Origin of the sequence: Pseudomonas sp. NBRC 111133 (assembly GCF_001320605.1) — a bacterium.
GTDB classification, from domain to species: Bacteria; Pseudomonadota; Gammaproteobacteria; order Pseudomonadales; family Pseudomonadaceae; genus Aquipseudomonas; species Aquipseudomonas monteilii.
The window spans coordinates 1-14,036 of the sequence record NZ_BCBJ01000123.1; the positions used below are offsets into that span (position 1 = coordinate 1).

The 14,036-nt window shown below is 57.2% G+C and carries 13 protein-coding genes and 3 tRNA genes; 6 read left to right on the forward strand and 10 right to left on the reverse strand.

Translation table 11 applies throughout. The annotated features are described in order from the left end of the window. The first annotated feature begins 171 nt into the window (after nt 1-171). From clpB to APH36_RS26885, 4 genes are all read left to right on the forward strand, one after another. Nucleotides 172-2,736 (forward strand): ATP-dependent chaperone ClpB, encoded by a 2,565-nt coding sequence (gene clpB, locus APH36_RS26870; protein WP_025754954.1) that lies wholly within the window; start codon nt 172-174, stop codon nt 2,734-2,736. Nucleotides 2,737-3,110: 374 nt separating this feature from the next. Then, a tRNA-Asn gene (locus APH36_RS26875) sits at nt 3,111-3,186 on the forward strand. A gap of 4 nt (nt 3,187-3,190) precedes the next feature. Then, nucleotides 3,191-3,267 (forward strand) — tRNA-Pro (locus tag APH36_RS26880). 6 nt (nt 3,268-3,273) lie between these two features. Beyond that, nucleotides 3,274-3,349 (forward strand) — tRNA-Lys (locus APH36_RS26885). A 338-nt stretch (nt 3,350-3,687) separates the two neighbouring features. Here APH36_RS26885 and xerC read toward each other — a convergent pair. The 5 genes from xerC to APH36_RS26905 all read right to left on the reverse strand — a co-directional run bounded on the left by xerC (nt 3,688) and on the right by APH36_RS26905 (nt 8,294). Next, nucleotides 3,688-4,941 carry a tyrosine recombinase XerC gene (xerC, locus tag APH36_RS26890; protein ID WP_023662949.1) on the reverse strand — a complete coding sequence of 418 codons (1,254 nt, stop codon included), beginning with the start codon at nt 4,939-4,941 and terminating at the stop codon, nt 3,688-3,690. Next, entirely contained in the window at nt 4,938-6,821 is a 1,884-nt protein-coding gene (gene mobH, locus APH36_RS26895; RefSeq protein WP_023662950.1) for a MobH family relaxase, read from the reverse strand. The genes xerC and mobH overlap by 4 nt, the downstream gene beginning before the upstream one ends. Nucleotides 6,822-6,929: 108 nt before the next feature. Continuing rightward, nucleotides 6,930-7,535, reverse strand: coding sequence for a hypothetical protein (locus tag APH36_RS31870; RefSeq protein ID WP_128637346.1), 606 nt, complete (start codon nt 7,533-7,535; stop codon nt 6,930-6,932). A 118-nt stretch (nt 7,536-7,653) separates the two neighbouring features. Further along, on the reverse strand, nt 7,654-8,019 hold the full coding sequence (locus APH36_RS26900) for a type II toxin-antitoxin system RelE/ParE family toxin (protein ID WP_256219358.1): 366 nt from the start codon (nt 8,017-8,019) through the stop codon (nt 7,654-7,656). Next, a complete protein-coding gene (locus APH36_RS26905) occupies nt 8,016-8,294 on the reverse strand; it encodes a type II toxin-antitoxin system ParD family antitoxin (RefSeq protein WP_009402065.1) in 279 nt (92 codons plus the stop codon). Before APH36_RS26905 ends, APH36_RS26900 begins: the two co-directional genes overlap by 4 nt. Before the next feature lie 112 nt (nt 8,295-8,406). On the opposite strand from APH36_RS26905, the gene APH36_RS26910 reads away from it, so the two are divergent. After that, the gene (locus APH36_RS26910) at nt 8,407-8,733 is read left to right on the forward strand and encodes a hypothetical protein (RefSeq protein WP_023662952.1); all 327 of its coding nucleotides are present in this window, start codon (nt 8,407-8,409) and stop codon (nt 8,731-8,733) included. Between the two features lie 48 nt (nt 8,734-8,781). On the opposite strand, the gene APH36_RS26915 is transcribed toward APH36_RS26910, so the two are convergent. From APH36_RS26915 to APH36_RS26935, 5 genes are read right to left on the reverse strand one after another with little or no spacing between them, the layout of a single operon-like run. Beyond that, nucleotides 8,782-10,323, reverse strand: coding sequence for a conjugal transfer protein TraG N-terminal domain-containing protein (locus APH36_RS26915; protein ID WP_023662953.1), 1,542 nt, complete (start codon nt 10,321-10,323; stop codon nt 8,782-8,784). Continuing rightward, complete coding sequence (locus APH36_RS26920; protein WP_023662954.1) at nt 10,320-10,676, reverse strand: hypothetical protein; 357 nt, start codon at nt 10,674-10,676, stop codon at nt 10,320-10,322. Before APH36_RS26920 ends, APH36_RS26915 begins: the two co-directional genes overlap by 4 nt. 2 nt (nt 10,677-10,678) lie before the next feature. Next, a complete protein-coding gene (locus APH36_RS26925; RefSeq protein ID WP_023662955.1) occupies nt 10,679-12,040 on the reverse strand; it encodes an integrating conjugative element protein in 1,362 nt (453 codons plus the stop codon). 19 nt (nt 12,041-12,059) lie between these two features. Continuing rightward, on the reverse strand, nt 12,060-12,995 hold the full coding sequence (locus APH36_RS26930) for a TIGR03756 family integrating conjugative element protein (RefSeq protein ID WP_023662956.1): 936 nt from the start codon (nt 12,993-12,995) through the stop codon (nt 12,060-12,062). Next, a complete protein-coding gene (locus APH36_RS26935; RefSeq protein ID WP_023662957.1) occupies nt 12,995-13,414 on the reverse strand; it encodes a TIGR03757 family integrating conjugative element protein in 420 nt (139 codons plus the stop codon). The genes APH36_RS26930 and APH36_RS26935 overlap by 1 nt, the downstream gene beginning before the upstream one ends. 193 nt (nt 13,415-13,607) lie before the next feature. Between APH36_RS26935 and APH36_RS26940 the strand changes: the two genes are divergently transcribed. Continuing rightward, complete coding sequence (locus APH36_RS26940; RefSeq protein WP_031325674.1) at nt 13,608-13,889, forward strand: hypothetical protein; 282 nt, start codon at nt 13,608-13,610, stop codon at nt 13,887-13,889. Nucleotides 13,890-14,036: the final 147 nt, after the last annotated feature.

Consider the following 14,036-nt stretch of genomic DNA (forward strand, 5'->3'; position numbering starts at 1 on the left):
GCGGGTTTACCCGCTAATGCCCCAGCGACAATCCAACAGGTTGACCCCGGTCAACCCCGCTACGCTTGAATCTTCCAGAATCAGCCTTATCTATAAGGTCATCTCAGGCAGGTTTCTTCATAAACAGGCGCTGTCCATCGCTCCGACCTGCCCTTTAAAGGAAGGTACACCATGCGAATAGACCGTTTGACCAGCAAGCTGCAACTTGCAATATCCGATGCCCAATCCCTGGCCGTTGGCATGGACCACCCCGCCATCGAGCCCGTGCACCTGCTGCAGGCGCTGCTCGAACAGCAGGGCGGCTCCATCAAGCCCCTGCTGATGCAGGTTGGCTTCGACATCAACAGCCTGCGCCAAGGGCTTGTGAAAGAGCTCGACCAGCTGCCGAAGATCCAGAACCCCACCGGTGACGTGAACATGTCGCAGGACCTGGCGCGCCTGCTCAACCAGGCCGACCGCCTGGCCCAGCAGAAGGGCGACCAGTTCATTTCCAGCGAGCTGGTGCTGTTGGCCGCCATGGACGAGAACAGCAAACTCGGCAAACTGCTGCTGAGCCAGGGCGTGACCAAGAAGGCCCTGGAAAATGCCATCAACAACCTGCGCGGCGGCGCGGCAGTGAACGATGCCAACGCCGAAGAGTCGCGTCAGGCGCTGGACAAGTACACCGTCGACCTGACCAAGCGTGCCGAAGAAGGCAAGCTGGACCCGGTGATTGGCCGTGACGATGAAATCCGCCGTACCGTGCAGGTGCTGCAACGCCGCACCAAGAACAACCCGGTGCTGATCGGTGAGCCTGGCGTGGGTAAAACCGCCATCGCCGAAGGCCTGGCCCAGCGCATCATCAACGGTGAAGTGCCCGACGGCCTCAAAGGCAAGCGCCTGCTGGCGCTGGACATGGGCGCGCTGATTGCCGGTGCCAAGTACCGTGGCGAGTTCGAAGAGCGGTTGAAAGGCCTGCTGAACGAGCTGTCCAAGCAGGAAGGCCAGATCATCCTGTTCATCGACGAACTGCACACCATGGTCGGCGCCGGCAAAGGCGAGGGCGCCATGGACGCCGGCAACATGCTCAAGCCAGCCTTGGCCCGTGGCGAACTGCACTGCGTTGGCGCTACCACGCTGAACGAGTACCGTCAGTTCATCGAGAAGGACGCTGCGCTGGAGCGCCGCTTCCAGAAGGTGCTGGTAGAAGAGCCCAGCGAAGAAGACACCATCGCCATTCTGCGTGGCCTGAAAGAGCGTTATGAAGTGCACCACAAGGTGGCCATCACTGACGGCGCCATTATCGCTGCGGCCAAGCTCAGCCACCGCTACATCACTGATCGCCAGCTGCCCGACAAGGCCATCGACCTGATCGACGAAGCCGCCAGCCGCATCCGCATGGAGATTGACTCCAAGCCGGAAGTGCTCGACCGCCTTGATCGCCGCCTGATCCAGTTGAAGGTCGAATCGCAGGCACTGAAGAAAGAAGAAGACGAAGCGGCGAAAAAACGCCTGGAGAAGCTCACCGAGGAAATCGAGCGGCTGGAGCGTGAGTATTCCGACCTGGAAGAAATCTGGGCTTCGGAAAAGGCCGAAGTGCAGGGCTCGGCGCAGATCCAGCAAAAGATCGAGCAGGCCCGCCAAGAGCTGGAAACCGCCCGTCGAAAAGGTGACCTGAGCCGCATGGCCGAACTGCAGTACGGGGTAATCCCGGACCTGGAGCGCAGCCTGCAGATGGTCGACCAGCACGGCAAGACCGAGAACCAGTTGCTGCGTAACAAGGTGACCGAGGAAGAAATTGCCGAAGTGGTATCGAAGTGGACCGGTATTCCGGTGGCCAAGATGCTCGAAGGCGAGCGGGAAAAGCTGCTGAAGATGGAAGAACTGCTGCACCAGCGCGTGATTGGCCAGGGCGAGGCGGTAACTGCTGTGGCCAACGCCGTGCGCCGCTCGCGTGCCGGGCTGTCCGACCCTAACCGGCCAAGTGGCTCGTTCCTGTTCCTCGGCCCGACCGGTGTGGGCAAGACCGAGCTGTGCAAGGCGCTGGCCGAGTTTCTGTTCGACACCGAAGAGGCCATGGTGCGTATCGACATGTCCGAGTTCATGGAGAAACACTCCGTGGCTCGCCTGATCGGTGCACCACCAGGCTACGTCGGTTACGAAGAGGGCGGTTACCTGACCGAAGCGGTACGGCGCAAGCCTTACTCGGTGGTGTTGCTGGATGAGGTGGAGAAAGCCCACCCGGATGTGTTCAACGTGCTGTTGCAGGTGCTGGAAGACGGCCGCCTGACCGACAGCCACGGGCGCACCGTGGACTTCCGCAACACCGTGATCGTGATGACCTCCAATCTGGGCTCGGCGCAGATCCAGGAACTGGTGGGCGACCGCGAAGCGCAGCGTGCAGCGGTGATGGATGCGGTGGGTTCGCACTTCCGCCCAGAGTTCATCAACCGTATCGACGAAGTTGTGGTGTTCGAACCACTGGGCCGCGAGCAGATTGCCGGCATTACCGAAATCCAGCTGGGCCGCCTGCGCAGCCGCTTGCTGGAACGCGAACTGTCGCTGAGCCTGAGCCCGGAGGCGTTGGACAAGCTGATTGCCGTGGGTTACGACCCGGTTTATGGCGCACGGCCGCTGAAACGTGCCATCCAGCGCTGGATCGAAAACCCGCTGGCGCAGCTGATTCTGGCGGGCAAGTTCTTGCCGGGTACGGCGATCACCGCCAAGGTGGAAGGCGACGAAATCGTCTTTGGCTGATTCTGTTGCACCATGAGCCCCGCATTTGCGGGGCTTTTTTTGGCCGTTAACCTATACCGGCCCCAGTAAAATCGGGGTTTCGCGGATATTCTGGATAACCTGCTGAAATTTTTGAAATTTTTGCTTGCATCAATTTCCGAGTGCCCCTAATATACGCCGCGTTGTCAGGCACTAAGCGAATCACCAGCGACATCGGTGACCGCAAAACAACTTACAAATCAGTAAGTTGACTGAAAAAAAGTGGTTGACAAGCAAAACGAAGAATGTAGAATAGCCGGCCTCAGCAGCGACAACGCGAAAGCGAAGAAGCCAAAGAGCCCGAAGCGAACACAGTCTTCGGAGTAGCAAATCGGTAAGTTGTACCGAAGTTCAGTTCCGCGATAGCTCAGTCGGTAGAGCAAATGACTGTTAATCATTGGGTCCCTGGTTCGAGTCCAGGTCGCGGAGCCAATCTCGGGGTGTAGCGCAGTCCGGTAGCGCGCCTGCTTTGGGAGCAGGATGTCAGGAGTTCGAATCCCCTCACCCCGACCATTTTCCGGGTCGTTAGCTCAGTTGGTAGAGCAGTTGGCTTTTAACCAATTGGTCGTAGGTTCGAATCCTACACGACCCACCACTATTCACAGCGGTTCGTGATGTACTAGGAAGGGGGGCTTGCCAGCCAGTTTCTAGTCTTGCAGCCGTCTGGAGCGAACCTTAGGCTCGCTTCGGCGTGATGTCAATATGGAATAGCCCGCCGCTTATGGCGGGCTTTTTCGTCTCTGGCCCAAAAAACTCAATGACTTAGCGGATTCGCGTGCTACTCAGCACTGCGAAAACTCGCCTCGAGTGGCCCCCAAAACCCGCGCAGCCAAAGGCATGGCGCCAGTTTCCTAGCACCAGAGACCTGGGACAGTTCTGTCCTATCTGCCCTTGATCAGCTGTCGATGTAGTGGCTGATTGCCATTCGTCGACTCATAGCTTCGGGGAGGCGCGTGCGTTGTAGACCGTGCCTGCGTCAGCCGAATGAGATCGAGCAAAGGGTGTAGACCCTGTCGTCGATGCCATCAGGCTGAATAGAAGGCTGGGTTGAAAGAGATCTTCGGGCGGTAGCAAAGCACTGGCACAGATCTGCTTGAACTCAATCAGCAGATGTCCTGGTGCAGGGTCGCCACCTCCTTGATGATCTTGTTCGATCGCTCTTCGTCGACCAGGCTCTATGCGTTGTTCGCCTTCACCTAGTCGCGAGTTTGGTGCAGCACTGTCATCCACCCGCCGTACAAGACGTAATGCTCCCTGCTGCATGCTCCGCTCGTGCAACACGTCTCGCATGTGGTCATAGTCGGCCTCGATGTAGCTCATCGTGGTGGCGATGTTGGAATGGTTCAGCAGGTTCTTGGTGAGGTGGATGTTTCTTTCTGGCTGCTTCATCAGATCGGTTGCAAGCGTGTGCCTGAACCGGTGCGGAGTCATCCGAACCCCGAGCTTGACGATCAGCTTCTTGTACATCGCCTCGACTTGGTCGGAGTTCATTTCATGCCGCTTGTAATAGCGGGAGAAGCGATTGACGTTGAAGAGTTGGTCTTCGGCGGCGAAGCCAGCTCGAGCGGCTTCATCCAACAACCGACGCATATGAGGCGCAAGACCATCCATAATCGGGATCCGGAACTCCCGGTGGGTCTTCTCTGTTTCGCCTCGTACTAGGATGAGTTGGCGGTCCCAGTCGACATCCCGAAGCCGAATGCACAGTAGTGCGTTCAACCGGATGCCCGTGTAGTAGAAGATTTCGAACGTAGCGAGCCAGAACCACCCTGGCGTGATCCTGGCACGGCTGCCAGTCGATTCCTCTTGGTCAGCCAGGCTTCTGAGCCAGCGCCGCGCACGGAGGATCGCCTCGCCGTCAATGATTTTGCTCGGCCGCTTCGGTGCAATTACCGTCGTCTTCTTGAATGGGTTCACATCGGTGTTGGGAAGAATCCCGTACTCGATGCCATACCCCCATATGGTTCGGAGGTGATTGGAGTAGGTGTTCCAGCTGCGCTTCGATAGACCTCCGTCAATCAGCTTGTTCCTCAACGCGAGAACGCCACGTCGATCGATAGACTCCACATCGACAGCTTTGCCGAAGTTCTTTTCCAGCTTCTTCATTGCCGCGCCGTAGATTTTCGCACTGGCCGGCCGGAGGTCGTGATCGACTAGGTATTCCCGGAGCAGATTCTCGGGCGTCATTCGGCGGCCCCTTCCGTCACCCGTCTCAAGCTTGGGTTATTCATGGGCTGCTCGGGGAATATCAGCTTCGGGTCAAGAAGCAGGTAGCCCCTCAACTGCGTGGTCTTCCTTGGACCTATTACATCGTAGGTCCAAATGTTCAGCTGCTTGCTGGTCTTCTGGTGGCTCTTCTCTTTCTCAAAGGCGCGTTGAACATGCTGCCAGGCCGCTGTCCCAGGTTTACCGACGATCTTCTCAAGCTCCGGGTGCTCCAGCACATATCGCTTGAAGATCCCTGGGGTGACGAGCATTGCTGTGTCGTCGACGGTGTGAATCAGGGCCTTGGTGTCATTGATGATCAATTTATGGGAGGCGGCACCTGCTTTTACCCAAGCGATGAAAGCCCCTCCCAACGAACTACTCGTAGGCATTGTGGTTACATCTTTTTGTGCAGCATTCCTTGCTATGGCTGCTAGAGAATCGTCAGCCCGCCCTACCTCCTCTAGTCCTTGATGGGGAGGGGAGGCGGCTGCTGAGCCTTGGCTAGCACTTAGCTCTTCTGATGGCGCAGTGATATTACTATACAGTGACAGTAGTTCTTCACGCTCAGATGATTGGATTCCTTGGCTTGGAGCTGGCTGTACCAGCGCTCGGGGCCGCGCCGGCGGTTGAGGTGTGTCGTCACTGGTGTCGATGGGTTGTTCCGGTACCGCGCAAACTGTTTCTTCACTCGTACTCGGCTGCGTGACTACTTCCGGTTCCTGCTCCAGGGTGAGGGTGCCGGCGTACTGGGGAGGGCGATCGTCTGGATTGGGCCATACGAGTGCCGGCGAGATCTTCAAGAAGGTGAAGCTATTCTTCCAGCCGCGGCCATTATCGATGGTGGCTTTCCAGATCGCTTTATCCTGCGCGTTGGTCTGGATGATTGCCTGGTCCTGCAGCATGTTGAAGAACGGGGCATTGGAGGTTGGCACTCCCTCAATACCCTGGGTCAGCATGTATGCCCGGAGTTGATCTGCTGCAGGCTTACTCACCAGCCAAAGCGCATCCTGTGTCAGCCAGCCATCTGCAGGTCCGTCCTGGTGATTGAGCTTGAGTTTCTCCCGCACCAGGAAACGCAGGCCGTCGGCGAGTTGCCGCTGCAGTGATTGTTTGGGGGCTGTCAGCGCGCGCTCTGGATTTCCTCCCAGTTGCTGGGCAACGGAAGCTTTGTCTGCTTGGACCACAATTTCGCCGAGGATGCCGGCGTGCTCGTATTGACCTGCGAGGAGGTAGATCAGCTGCCTCCATAGTTCAGGAAAACCACTGAGCCAGTCGAGAATCCCGCTGTCCAGGACCTGCATATACACTAGGGCTGAAGCAGCACCGTGTAGCTGGTACTCCCTGCCTTTGACGTACTTGAACCGGTAGGGACGGCTGATCGGTCCATGCCACGGGTGCCACGCTCGGCCATCCTCGAGCTCCACGCGGAGGTCAACAGCGATCTTTCCCAAGTCGTGCAGCAACGCGCCGTACGCTGCGGCTGCGGTCCATGCCTCAGCTTGGGCCGACTGCGATTCCGGTGGCGCTCCGATCGGCAGAAGGTGCGTCTGACGGATCTTGAGGGCGTAAGCCATGATCTCCAGGCCATGGTCTAGGAGGCCCCCAAGGTGGGCATGGTGATGGTTTTCAGAAGCAGGGAGCAGCTGCACCAGCTCTGCGTAGCGCTCGAGCGGCTTGAGGTAGAGGGTGTTGAACTGAGCTCGTGAGAGCGAAGCCCGACGCCAGATATTCTCCAGGAGCTGCTGGCGGAGGGGGCTCTGCAGCAGAGCAGTAGCCTTCGCCGGCAGATGGAAGCCATGCGGTGAGGCTTCTGGCGTTGGTTTGGCCGAACGGCGGCCTAACCATGATAGGAGGTGCATAGGGTGCTCCATGGGTGTGCATGGAGCGGGCTTTTCTCCTAATGCCAAGATGGCATCAACGGAAAAGGGTATCTGAGAGGTTCTAGAATTCGTGGCAATGCGCCATCACTACATGCCGCGTGGCCTCAATGATGGACTTGAGTTAGGGGGGTTACGTGGAGCAGGTGGAGCAGGTTTCAGTTCATGCTTATATTGTTCAAGGCTGAGGCTACCAACAAGTTTTCCCGACGGCGAAACACCTAGAACCGTTAACATGCTTTCGGGTGAGACGTGACCACCTCCGCCGCGCCCATCTGCACTCCTGTAATATTGTAGTTGTTCAAGGTAGTTCATAAACTCAGGGTGAGTTATGCCCATGGAAAGAATATCAGCCAGGTCGGCGGACCGAGCATTCGGGTCAAAATATTTCTGGTTCCCGAGTCCTAATTTTTGCTCATTGGTTAGGCCTCCATATACAATCCAATGATGGTTGTAGTGGTTCAACTGATTTGCAGCTACGTCGTAGTCTGTGAAGATTGTTTTCTCTGCTGCGATCTCTGATTTGTCTCTCTTGAACTCTACAAGTACCAGTTTTTTATCTTTTCCGAAAATTCCATCGCCTGATGAACGCTCATGACGGCCTGCAATCGGCGCTGCGAAATCTAATCGACCGGCTGCGTTGAGTCTAAGGATGAAACCGTACTCGACTGTTTTTTCCCACCAAGTTGCTTGCATATTAAGCTCCTAGCGTTTCCTTTTGTCGGACTACGTCCGCCCTTTCGGGTAGGGCTTTTACCCTTGTGATCCATTCCATTATCCATTCAAGCCCATTTGCTTCTGAGCCATTTACCCTTTACTGCTGATGCAGGTGTTTCAAATTCTGCGCGACCTCCATAGCATCGTGGAGGACTCGTAGTATCTCAACGATTTGATCTGTCCCAGTTCGGTAAAACACGATATGTCGAGGTCTAATCACACGGCCGTCAGTCATCTGCAGCACGTTGAATGACAGATGCAGGCTGCGAAGGCCCGGGGAAAGCTCATCACGCATTTTGCTGTCTGCCGGCGTCGGCTGTTCAGCTAGGGCGAGGAGCGTCTCCTGCAGCAAGTCTTGATACCGATTCCTGACGGACTGACCGAGCCTCACCTCAGTGAAGCGAAGCGTATCGGCGATGTCGATGCATGCCTGGGGTGACATGCGAACCATGACCCTACTCATGCTTTATCGCCTGCTAGTCTTCCAAGATTGTCCAGGTAGGCTGCCAGATTGGACGGATCGATTTCATCGTACTGGCCTGCTTCGACCTGCATGATGCCTACTGATGTTGCGTTCCGCAGTGCTTCGAGCCTGGCTGCCTCAGCTGCTTCATGCTCAAGCAGCATCCGGATGCCTGCACGCACGACTTCGCTGAAGTTCTGGTACCGACCAGTGTTGACTAAATCATCAATGGACTGCTCCATCGGCTTTGGAACGACGACATTGTGGGTGGCCATGGATGTGAACCTGATGAGTGGTGATGGCGTTTTATGCCATACCTCTTGCGGAAATGCCAAAGGTGTCGTATATCTGATGGCAAGGTGCTCTCACAGAGCAAGGAGATGGAACATGACCACAGCCGCCAAACGATCGATTGCCTTCCGCTTGGGCCGGGCTCTGGGGAGCGTGGCGCGTTTCTTCATGCATGACATCAATCCGACAGTCCGTTGGGTTAAACGGGTATTCCTAGCAACGGTTATTGCGCTCATTTTAGCCAACTCGATCAGCTGGGTTATGTCGGTGCTACTGACAGTCTTTTCTCTGACTCTCGGTCTGTACGCACTTTCCAAAGTTGACCTCGGAAAGGTTGAGCTGTTTTCTGAGGATGAAGAGGCACCATACGGTCGGGATGTTTTTGAAAGACCGCTTGATTCTTATGGTAGGTCAGTTAAATAGATACTGGCTCAGTACTTGCTGTATCAAGCCAGTATCACCATGATGCGCTCAGCTCTTTGAGGCTCCTCCAGCAACCGACTTTACTCCGCCCTCAACCAGATTGCCTGCTTTTTGACCTGCCCTTTGCACTGCTCCAGTTCCTTCTGACAGTCCGCTAAGAATTGTACCTGTTTGCACTCCTGCCCAGCCAAGAGCTAGAACCCAAAAGGTTGGGAGAATGATAAACATCGAACCCATGACGAAGTTCAGAATCGCGTCTTGAGTCGTGGTGTTCAAGCCCATCACTGGATCAAAGGATAAGTGCGGCGAGCCCGAGCCATATAAAACGTCGATGATAGTGCTGTCGACCCATCTTGCCAGTTGAAACCAGAAATCTACAAATATTAAGGCGAACATTGTTACTGACATGGTCATGGCAACCTTCAGTTGATACGCTCCGATTATCAGTACCAGTGGAATGCAGATAACCATGGCCATCTTGAGGAAGGCCACTACCATCGGTAATGCTTGACGCACCATGTCCATAGCCGGGAAGAAGGCCAGCGAGCCTACGGCGACCCCCAGTGTACCCCCTGCACGAGCAAGGCCATTCCAGACGGTTCCGTCGATCTGTCCGCCATAGTCGGTGTAGACGTCGCCGTTGACCTGGCTGGATGGCGACACGAGCTGGCGAATCATCGAGTCGGTTACTTCCTCCTGGGACAGCCACTTTGCCCATCCGAGGAACTGGTTCAGCAGACTTGGGTCGACCTGGGCTTTCAGTCGGTCCCGTAGGCCGATGCTCCCATCTGACCACCACTGCTTGCAGGTGGGGTACCCACCGCCCCCGGTCACCTGAGGCATGCCATCATCTCGTTTCGTGTCATACGGCCAGGATGTACGTGGTGTTCTGGAGTAGTCCGTGTCGTAGTAACCAGCTGTATTCAGCAAGTAGTGGGACCCGATCCAGTTCAGGTCCTGCAGGGCCTTCTGGTCTTTGGCGATCGACCCAATGTCGGGCTGACGCATGAACAGGCGCGCGCGGGAAGGACCGAAGCAATCGTGGGTGAAGTCTGCCACCTCCTGCGCGAGCAGGGGGTTGCCGATCCTCATCGCGTCGACCTCCATGCGCATTTGCCTGAGATCCGTACCGCAAGGGATGGCTGCAACAGCACCGCTATTCAAACCCTTGGACAGCGCGTGAACGAGCGCCCACCACACCGGCACCTTCGCGCTCTTGCCGGCCAACGAGCTGAAGGTGGTGTTCCAGCCTGTCTCCGAGGGCGCCGGCGTCAGCACTTGGCACTGCTTCCCTCGCGCCTGATCGAACTGCAGAGTGTCAAACCCCACGGAGATGGCTGGCACAGCACACAGTGAAACGACCACGTATCCGACGTACAGCTGGGTTTCAATGCGAGCCAGGGACAGCACACCTTTGTTGCCTTCGTCGGCACCTTCTCCTCGTACCTTGATCCACTCACGGGCGACGATGATGATGAAGGGCAGGGCAAACAGCCCCGTGTCGGAGATCATGTCCCAGATCCCGTTGTTGATGATCCACCCTACCAGGGTGAGGTAATACTCCAGGTAGTCGTTTGTATAGAGCGTCATAGCACCTCCGACCAGGTGATTGGCGCCTTCGAGATTTCGATTATCACGAACAGCAGGAGCACCAAGAACTCGACCCGCTGAGCGCCTTTAGATGGTTGGCCATCCCCCGTTCCGGGCAGTCGCGCCTTGAGCTTCAACCAGGCGATGACGATGCTGCCGTAGAGGGCAAGTCGCCATAGCAGCAGTGGCAGGTAATTGCCCTCACGCCACTTCAGCCAAGTGTCGAAAACACCCAGGTGATTGACCGCGATGATGCCGAGCAACACGCTCAGCAGCAGCATCACTACGCTCAAAGCTACGCCCCCGAGCAGGACTTTCAGGGGGTGGACTTTTTTCTCGACATCTTCGGACATGGTCACTCCTTGCCGGCAGGCTTCTGCAGCTGAATCATGCGATCCTGTTCAGGCGCCGCGTTGTAAATCGAGCGAGAACTTTCGGAGCGTGCCTTGCCGCGTTCGATGATTTTCATCGGAGAGTTGTTCGCGAGCTGCTGTCGCATATCGAGCTCGGTCTTCAGATTCGTGATTAGCAATTGGAGGTTGTCCACCTGGCCGAGGGTCGCTTCTACGGCAATCTTGTTCATGCTCACATTCGGCTCCCTGCTGCCTGTAATCAGCATGCGTTGCATCAGAAGCGCTTTCTCCAGAACGTCTGCAAGTGCCACCTCCGAGGCAAGGCGGGACGTAAGTACAGCTTGGTCACGCTCGTCACGAAGTGCGGTTACGACGCCGCGGGTGATGGGCAGTGAGTCGCTGCTGGCCTCACGCAGCTTCTCGGAGGTGATCTGTGTTCCCGGCTTCAAGAGCTCCTGCAGCGCCGCGAGCTTCTTGTCGTATGTTTCCTGGATCAGCGGCGTCAGGCCCACTCCCGGAGTCGAGGTGGTGGCGCAGCCTTCACAGGTTTGGATCTGCTGCTCACCCAGGACCCGGTTTGCGAACTGGGCGGCTTCGGCTGGTGATTCCCAACTGCCGCATACCAGTCCATTGGAGCAGCTGGCCTGCGGAATGCTCGAGGTATCCTGAGCTGCGCGGTTGTTGAGAAGGTTATAGCCTGCCTTCGCGACGTCCCCGACCACTTTGATAGGCTGCTGACCGTTGCCGCCGGCCTGCTTTCCGCCTACCCAGGTCACGCCGTTGGTTCCAGGCGCTTCCTCGACCTTGTCGACCACTGCTACGGCGTCGTTGCTGGATGCCAGGGCTTGCCCCATCTTTTGCCCCTCTGCAACCTTGCCCCACCCCATCTGACCACCCGCGATGTCGGCCATGCGTTCGGCCATCGCCCTGCAGGTTCCCTTCGATCGGTCGTAGTCGAGGCGCGCCTGCAGGATTCCGTTCGTCAGCAGGTTATAGAGGGCGGGATTGGCCCGCTGCAGGATCATCGCCGGCAGTGACGTGACTGCGCCGGTAGCGTTCTGGATGACGCTGCCCATGATCTGTTGGAAACCCTGCGTTGCGCCGTTCAGCTGGTTCTGCAGCGTGTTGCTGAGGTCCATGTTTCCGCAGACCAGGTTGTTCTGCCAGCCGGCACCGACGGTGATGCTCTCCATCTGGCCAGCGCTGCCCATCTGGACAGCACTGCCACCACCGATGCTGTAGAGCACGTCGTCTCCGATCACGCTGCCCTGGGATTCGACCTTGATCGGGTCGGCGGCCTCGGCCATGCACCAGGTGCTGGTCATGCCAGCTGCGAGAATGATCGCGATGGATAATTTATTCATTGAACTCTCCAGTCATATCTCATTGGAAGTCAGTGCTTCCCAGGAAGGTTTGGCCCTTACGCTGGCAGCATGAGTAGGGCCGCCACAGGGCCCACGCATAGGCTTCGTCGACAGCGTCGGCATTAGGGCCGGGGGAGGGGAATACGGCGCAGGTGGGGCTCATGGTTGGCGTGAGTTGCTGCCACTTTCCTGTGGTGGCATCGCCTTCTTTCAGCTCGCCGGCAGGCCAGTAGCCTGGTTCTGCAAGACCGCGCATTGGCAGGTACACGTGGGGTTGACCGACACGGGTGGTGACGTCGCCGGCGCGCTGGGCGATGACAGCACCGGCTTTAAAATCGTCGACCTGGTGGATGAAGCCGCTGCGTGGGTAAACGCTTCCCCACATGTCTGCCGATAGAAGGCCGCCGACTTCACGCATGCCCGGAATCAGGGCCTCCGGGTAAACGGACTCGGGTACTCCGTACCGCCATGCAAGGGTGTCCAGCGTGCTGAGCATGTATGGAACGTAAGGCGTGGTCGCGCCGTGGCAGGAATAGCCAAAGGAACTGGCGAACCGGCTGAACACCGCAGCCCCAGGATGGCCAATAACGTCTGCCTCCTTGAACTTGGCGATGTTGTTCTCGGCGTTGTGGTTGGTTGTTCCATCATTACCGGCTTGCGCTGCCGCATTCGGCGCTCCCATCGGGCTCACCTCTGTCCAAGGGTTTTCCCCGGTATTGGCGTAGGCAGATACCACCGCGTCCGGGATGTAATGCCGGACTTTGGTGGAGGTTTTGACCGTGCAGCCAACAGGGGTGCAGAGCAGCCAGTAGCAGATGCCGACCACTTTGTACTCAAGGCAGGTAGGCGAACTGGTGGAGGCGATAATCGCCGCTGAACTGATGGCCGCTGATGCTGAGAGCGGGAGTGATGCTGTAAGAAGACCGGTCAGGGTCAGTCTGGATATTCGCCTCATCATTGCCCCCTTGCACGGTTGATGGTCTGCATGGCTGTTGCCACGTCGGGTTGGCCGTACACCACATACCGGCGATCGACGACCACCGCCGGCACCTTCGAAACACCGACACTCCAGGCATCAGCATTTCCCTGCTGGGCGGTGGCCAGCTGTTGCATCAGTGCGGCCCCTGCCGGAGTGCTCATCAGCCGTCGTGCGGCGAGAGCGGCCTGGTGAGGGTTAGGTGGCAGCTCTCGGGACAACTGCTCCTCGATGCGCTGTTGGTCATCGAGCTTGATGACACGCACATCTGCTGGTACGGAAGTCAGTGGGTGCGCTGAGTCTGTTATGGCCCAGATCTCGGCATGGGCGGTGCCGGTGGCCAACGCGACAACGAGCAAGGGGACTGCTCGCCATGAGGGCGGGAGGGGATTGAACATGGGACTGCACCTGAAGTGGGGACCGATACAGGAAAACGGATCGGCCCACCAGGCGCAGTAGGAAATAGATATCTGAGGGTGCTTGGATTTATCGGGGAGTTAGGTCGGGTGGAGCAGACGGAGCGTTTTTGCCGTGGCAGGCTTGTGGATATGGCTCATACTGCCTGGATTGTCACTTACCCTGGGACGGGACATGCGCAACAGAGGTCAAATTTTCTGGGAGTGGGCAGATCCAGATCTGCACTTCAGAAACTTCGATGAGAGGATGGCGGATGGCTCCCTCATTAACATCCAGGTAAGGGTCTCAAAGGCGAACCAGACTCAGCTATTTCTCGGGATTTATGCCCAAGATGGTGAGTTGCTGCTCGAGGAGGGCTATTTGGACTGCAAAGATCAGACGATGACTACGGCAATGACATGGGCGCTTCAGCGCGCTTATTCCTGGATGACAACGGGCAAGCTCTCCGACCGATAGACGGTTGGTGTCAGTTCAATTGCGCTGGAGTATTTTGCAACATTGGTAAGGCGCAGGGAGGCAGGTTAGTGATGGACCGCATACCCACCAACCCAGAAGTGGCGGCCCTTCTCGGCATAGATGAAGCATCTGTTGAAGAGTTTGGGG

Bases quoted from the DNA above. Each gene is read 5' to 3' on its own strand.
- clpB (WP_025754954.1), top strand. From the start codon at position 172: ATGCGAATAGACCGTTTGACCAGCAAGCTGCAACTTGCAATATCCGAT.
- xerC (WP_023662949.1), bottom strand. From the start codon at position 4,941: ATGACGCCCGAGAATCTGCTCCGGGAATACCTAGTCGATCACGACCTC.
- mobH (WP_023662950.1), bottom strand. From the start codon at position 6,821: ATGCACCTCCTATCATGGTTAGGCCGCCGTTCGGCCAAACCAACGCCA.
- APH36_RS31870 (WP_128637346.1), bottom strand. From the start codon at position 7,535: ATGCAAGCAACTTGGTGGGAAAAAACAGTCGAGTACGGTTTCATCCTT.
- APH36_RS26900 (WP_256219358.1), bottom strand. From the start codon at position 8,019: ATGAGTAGGGTCATGGTTCGCATGTCACCCCAGGCATGCATCGACATC.
- APH36_RS26905 (WP_009402065.1), bottom strand. From the start codon at position 8,294: ATGGCCACCCACAATGTCGTCGTTCCAAAGCCGATGGAGCAGTCCATT.
- APH36_RS26910 (WP_023662952.1), top strand. From the start codon at position 8,407: ATGACCACAGCCGCCAAACGATCGATTGCCTTCCGCTTGGGCCGGGCT.
- APH36_RS26915 (WP_023662953.1), bottom strand. From the start codon at position 10,323: ATGACGCTCTATACAAACGACTACCTGGAGTATTACCTCACCCTGGTA.
- APH36_RS26920 (WP_023662954.1), bottom strand. From the start codon at position 10,676: ATGTCCGAAGATGTCGAGAAAAAAGTCCACCCCCTGAAAGTCCTGCTC.
- APH36_RS26925 (WP_023662955.1), bottom strand. From the start codon at position 12,040: ATGAATAAATTATCCATCGCGATCATTCTCGCAGCTGGCATGACCAGC.
- APH36_RS26930 (WP_023662956.1), bottom strand. From the start codon at position 12,995: ATGAGGCGAATATCCAGACTGACCCTGACCGGTCTTCTTACAGCATCA.
- APH36_RS26935 (WP_023662957.1), bottom strand. From the start codon at position 13,414: ATGTTCAATCCCCTCCCGCCCTCATGGCGAGCAGTCCCCTTGCTCGTT.
- APH36_RS26940 (WP_031325674.1), top strand. From the start codon at position 13,608: ATGCGCAACAGAGGTCAAATTTTCTGGGAGTGGGCAGATCCAGATCTG.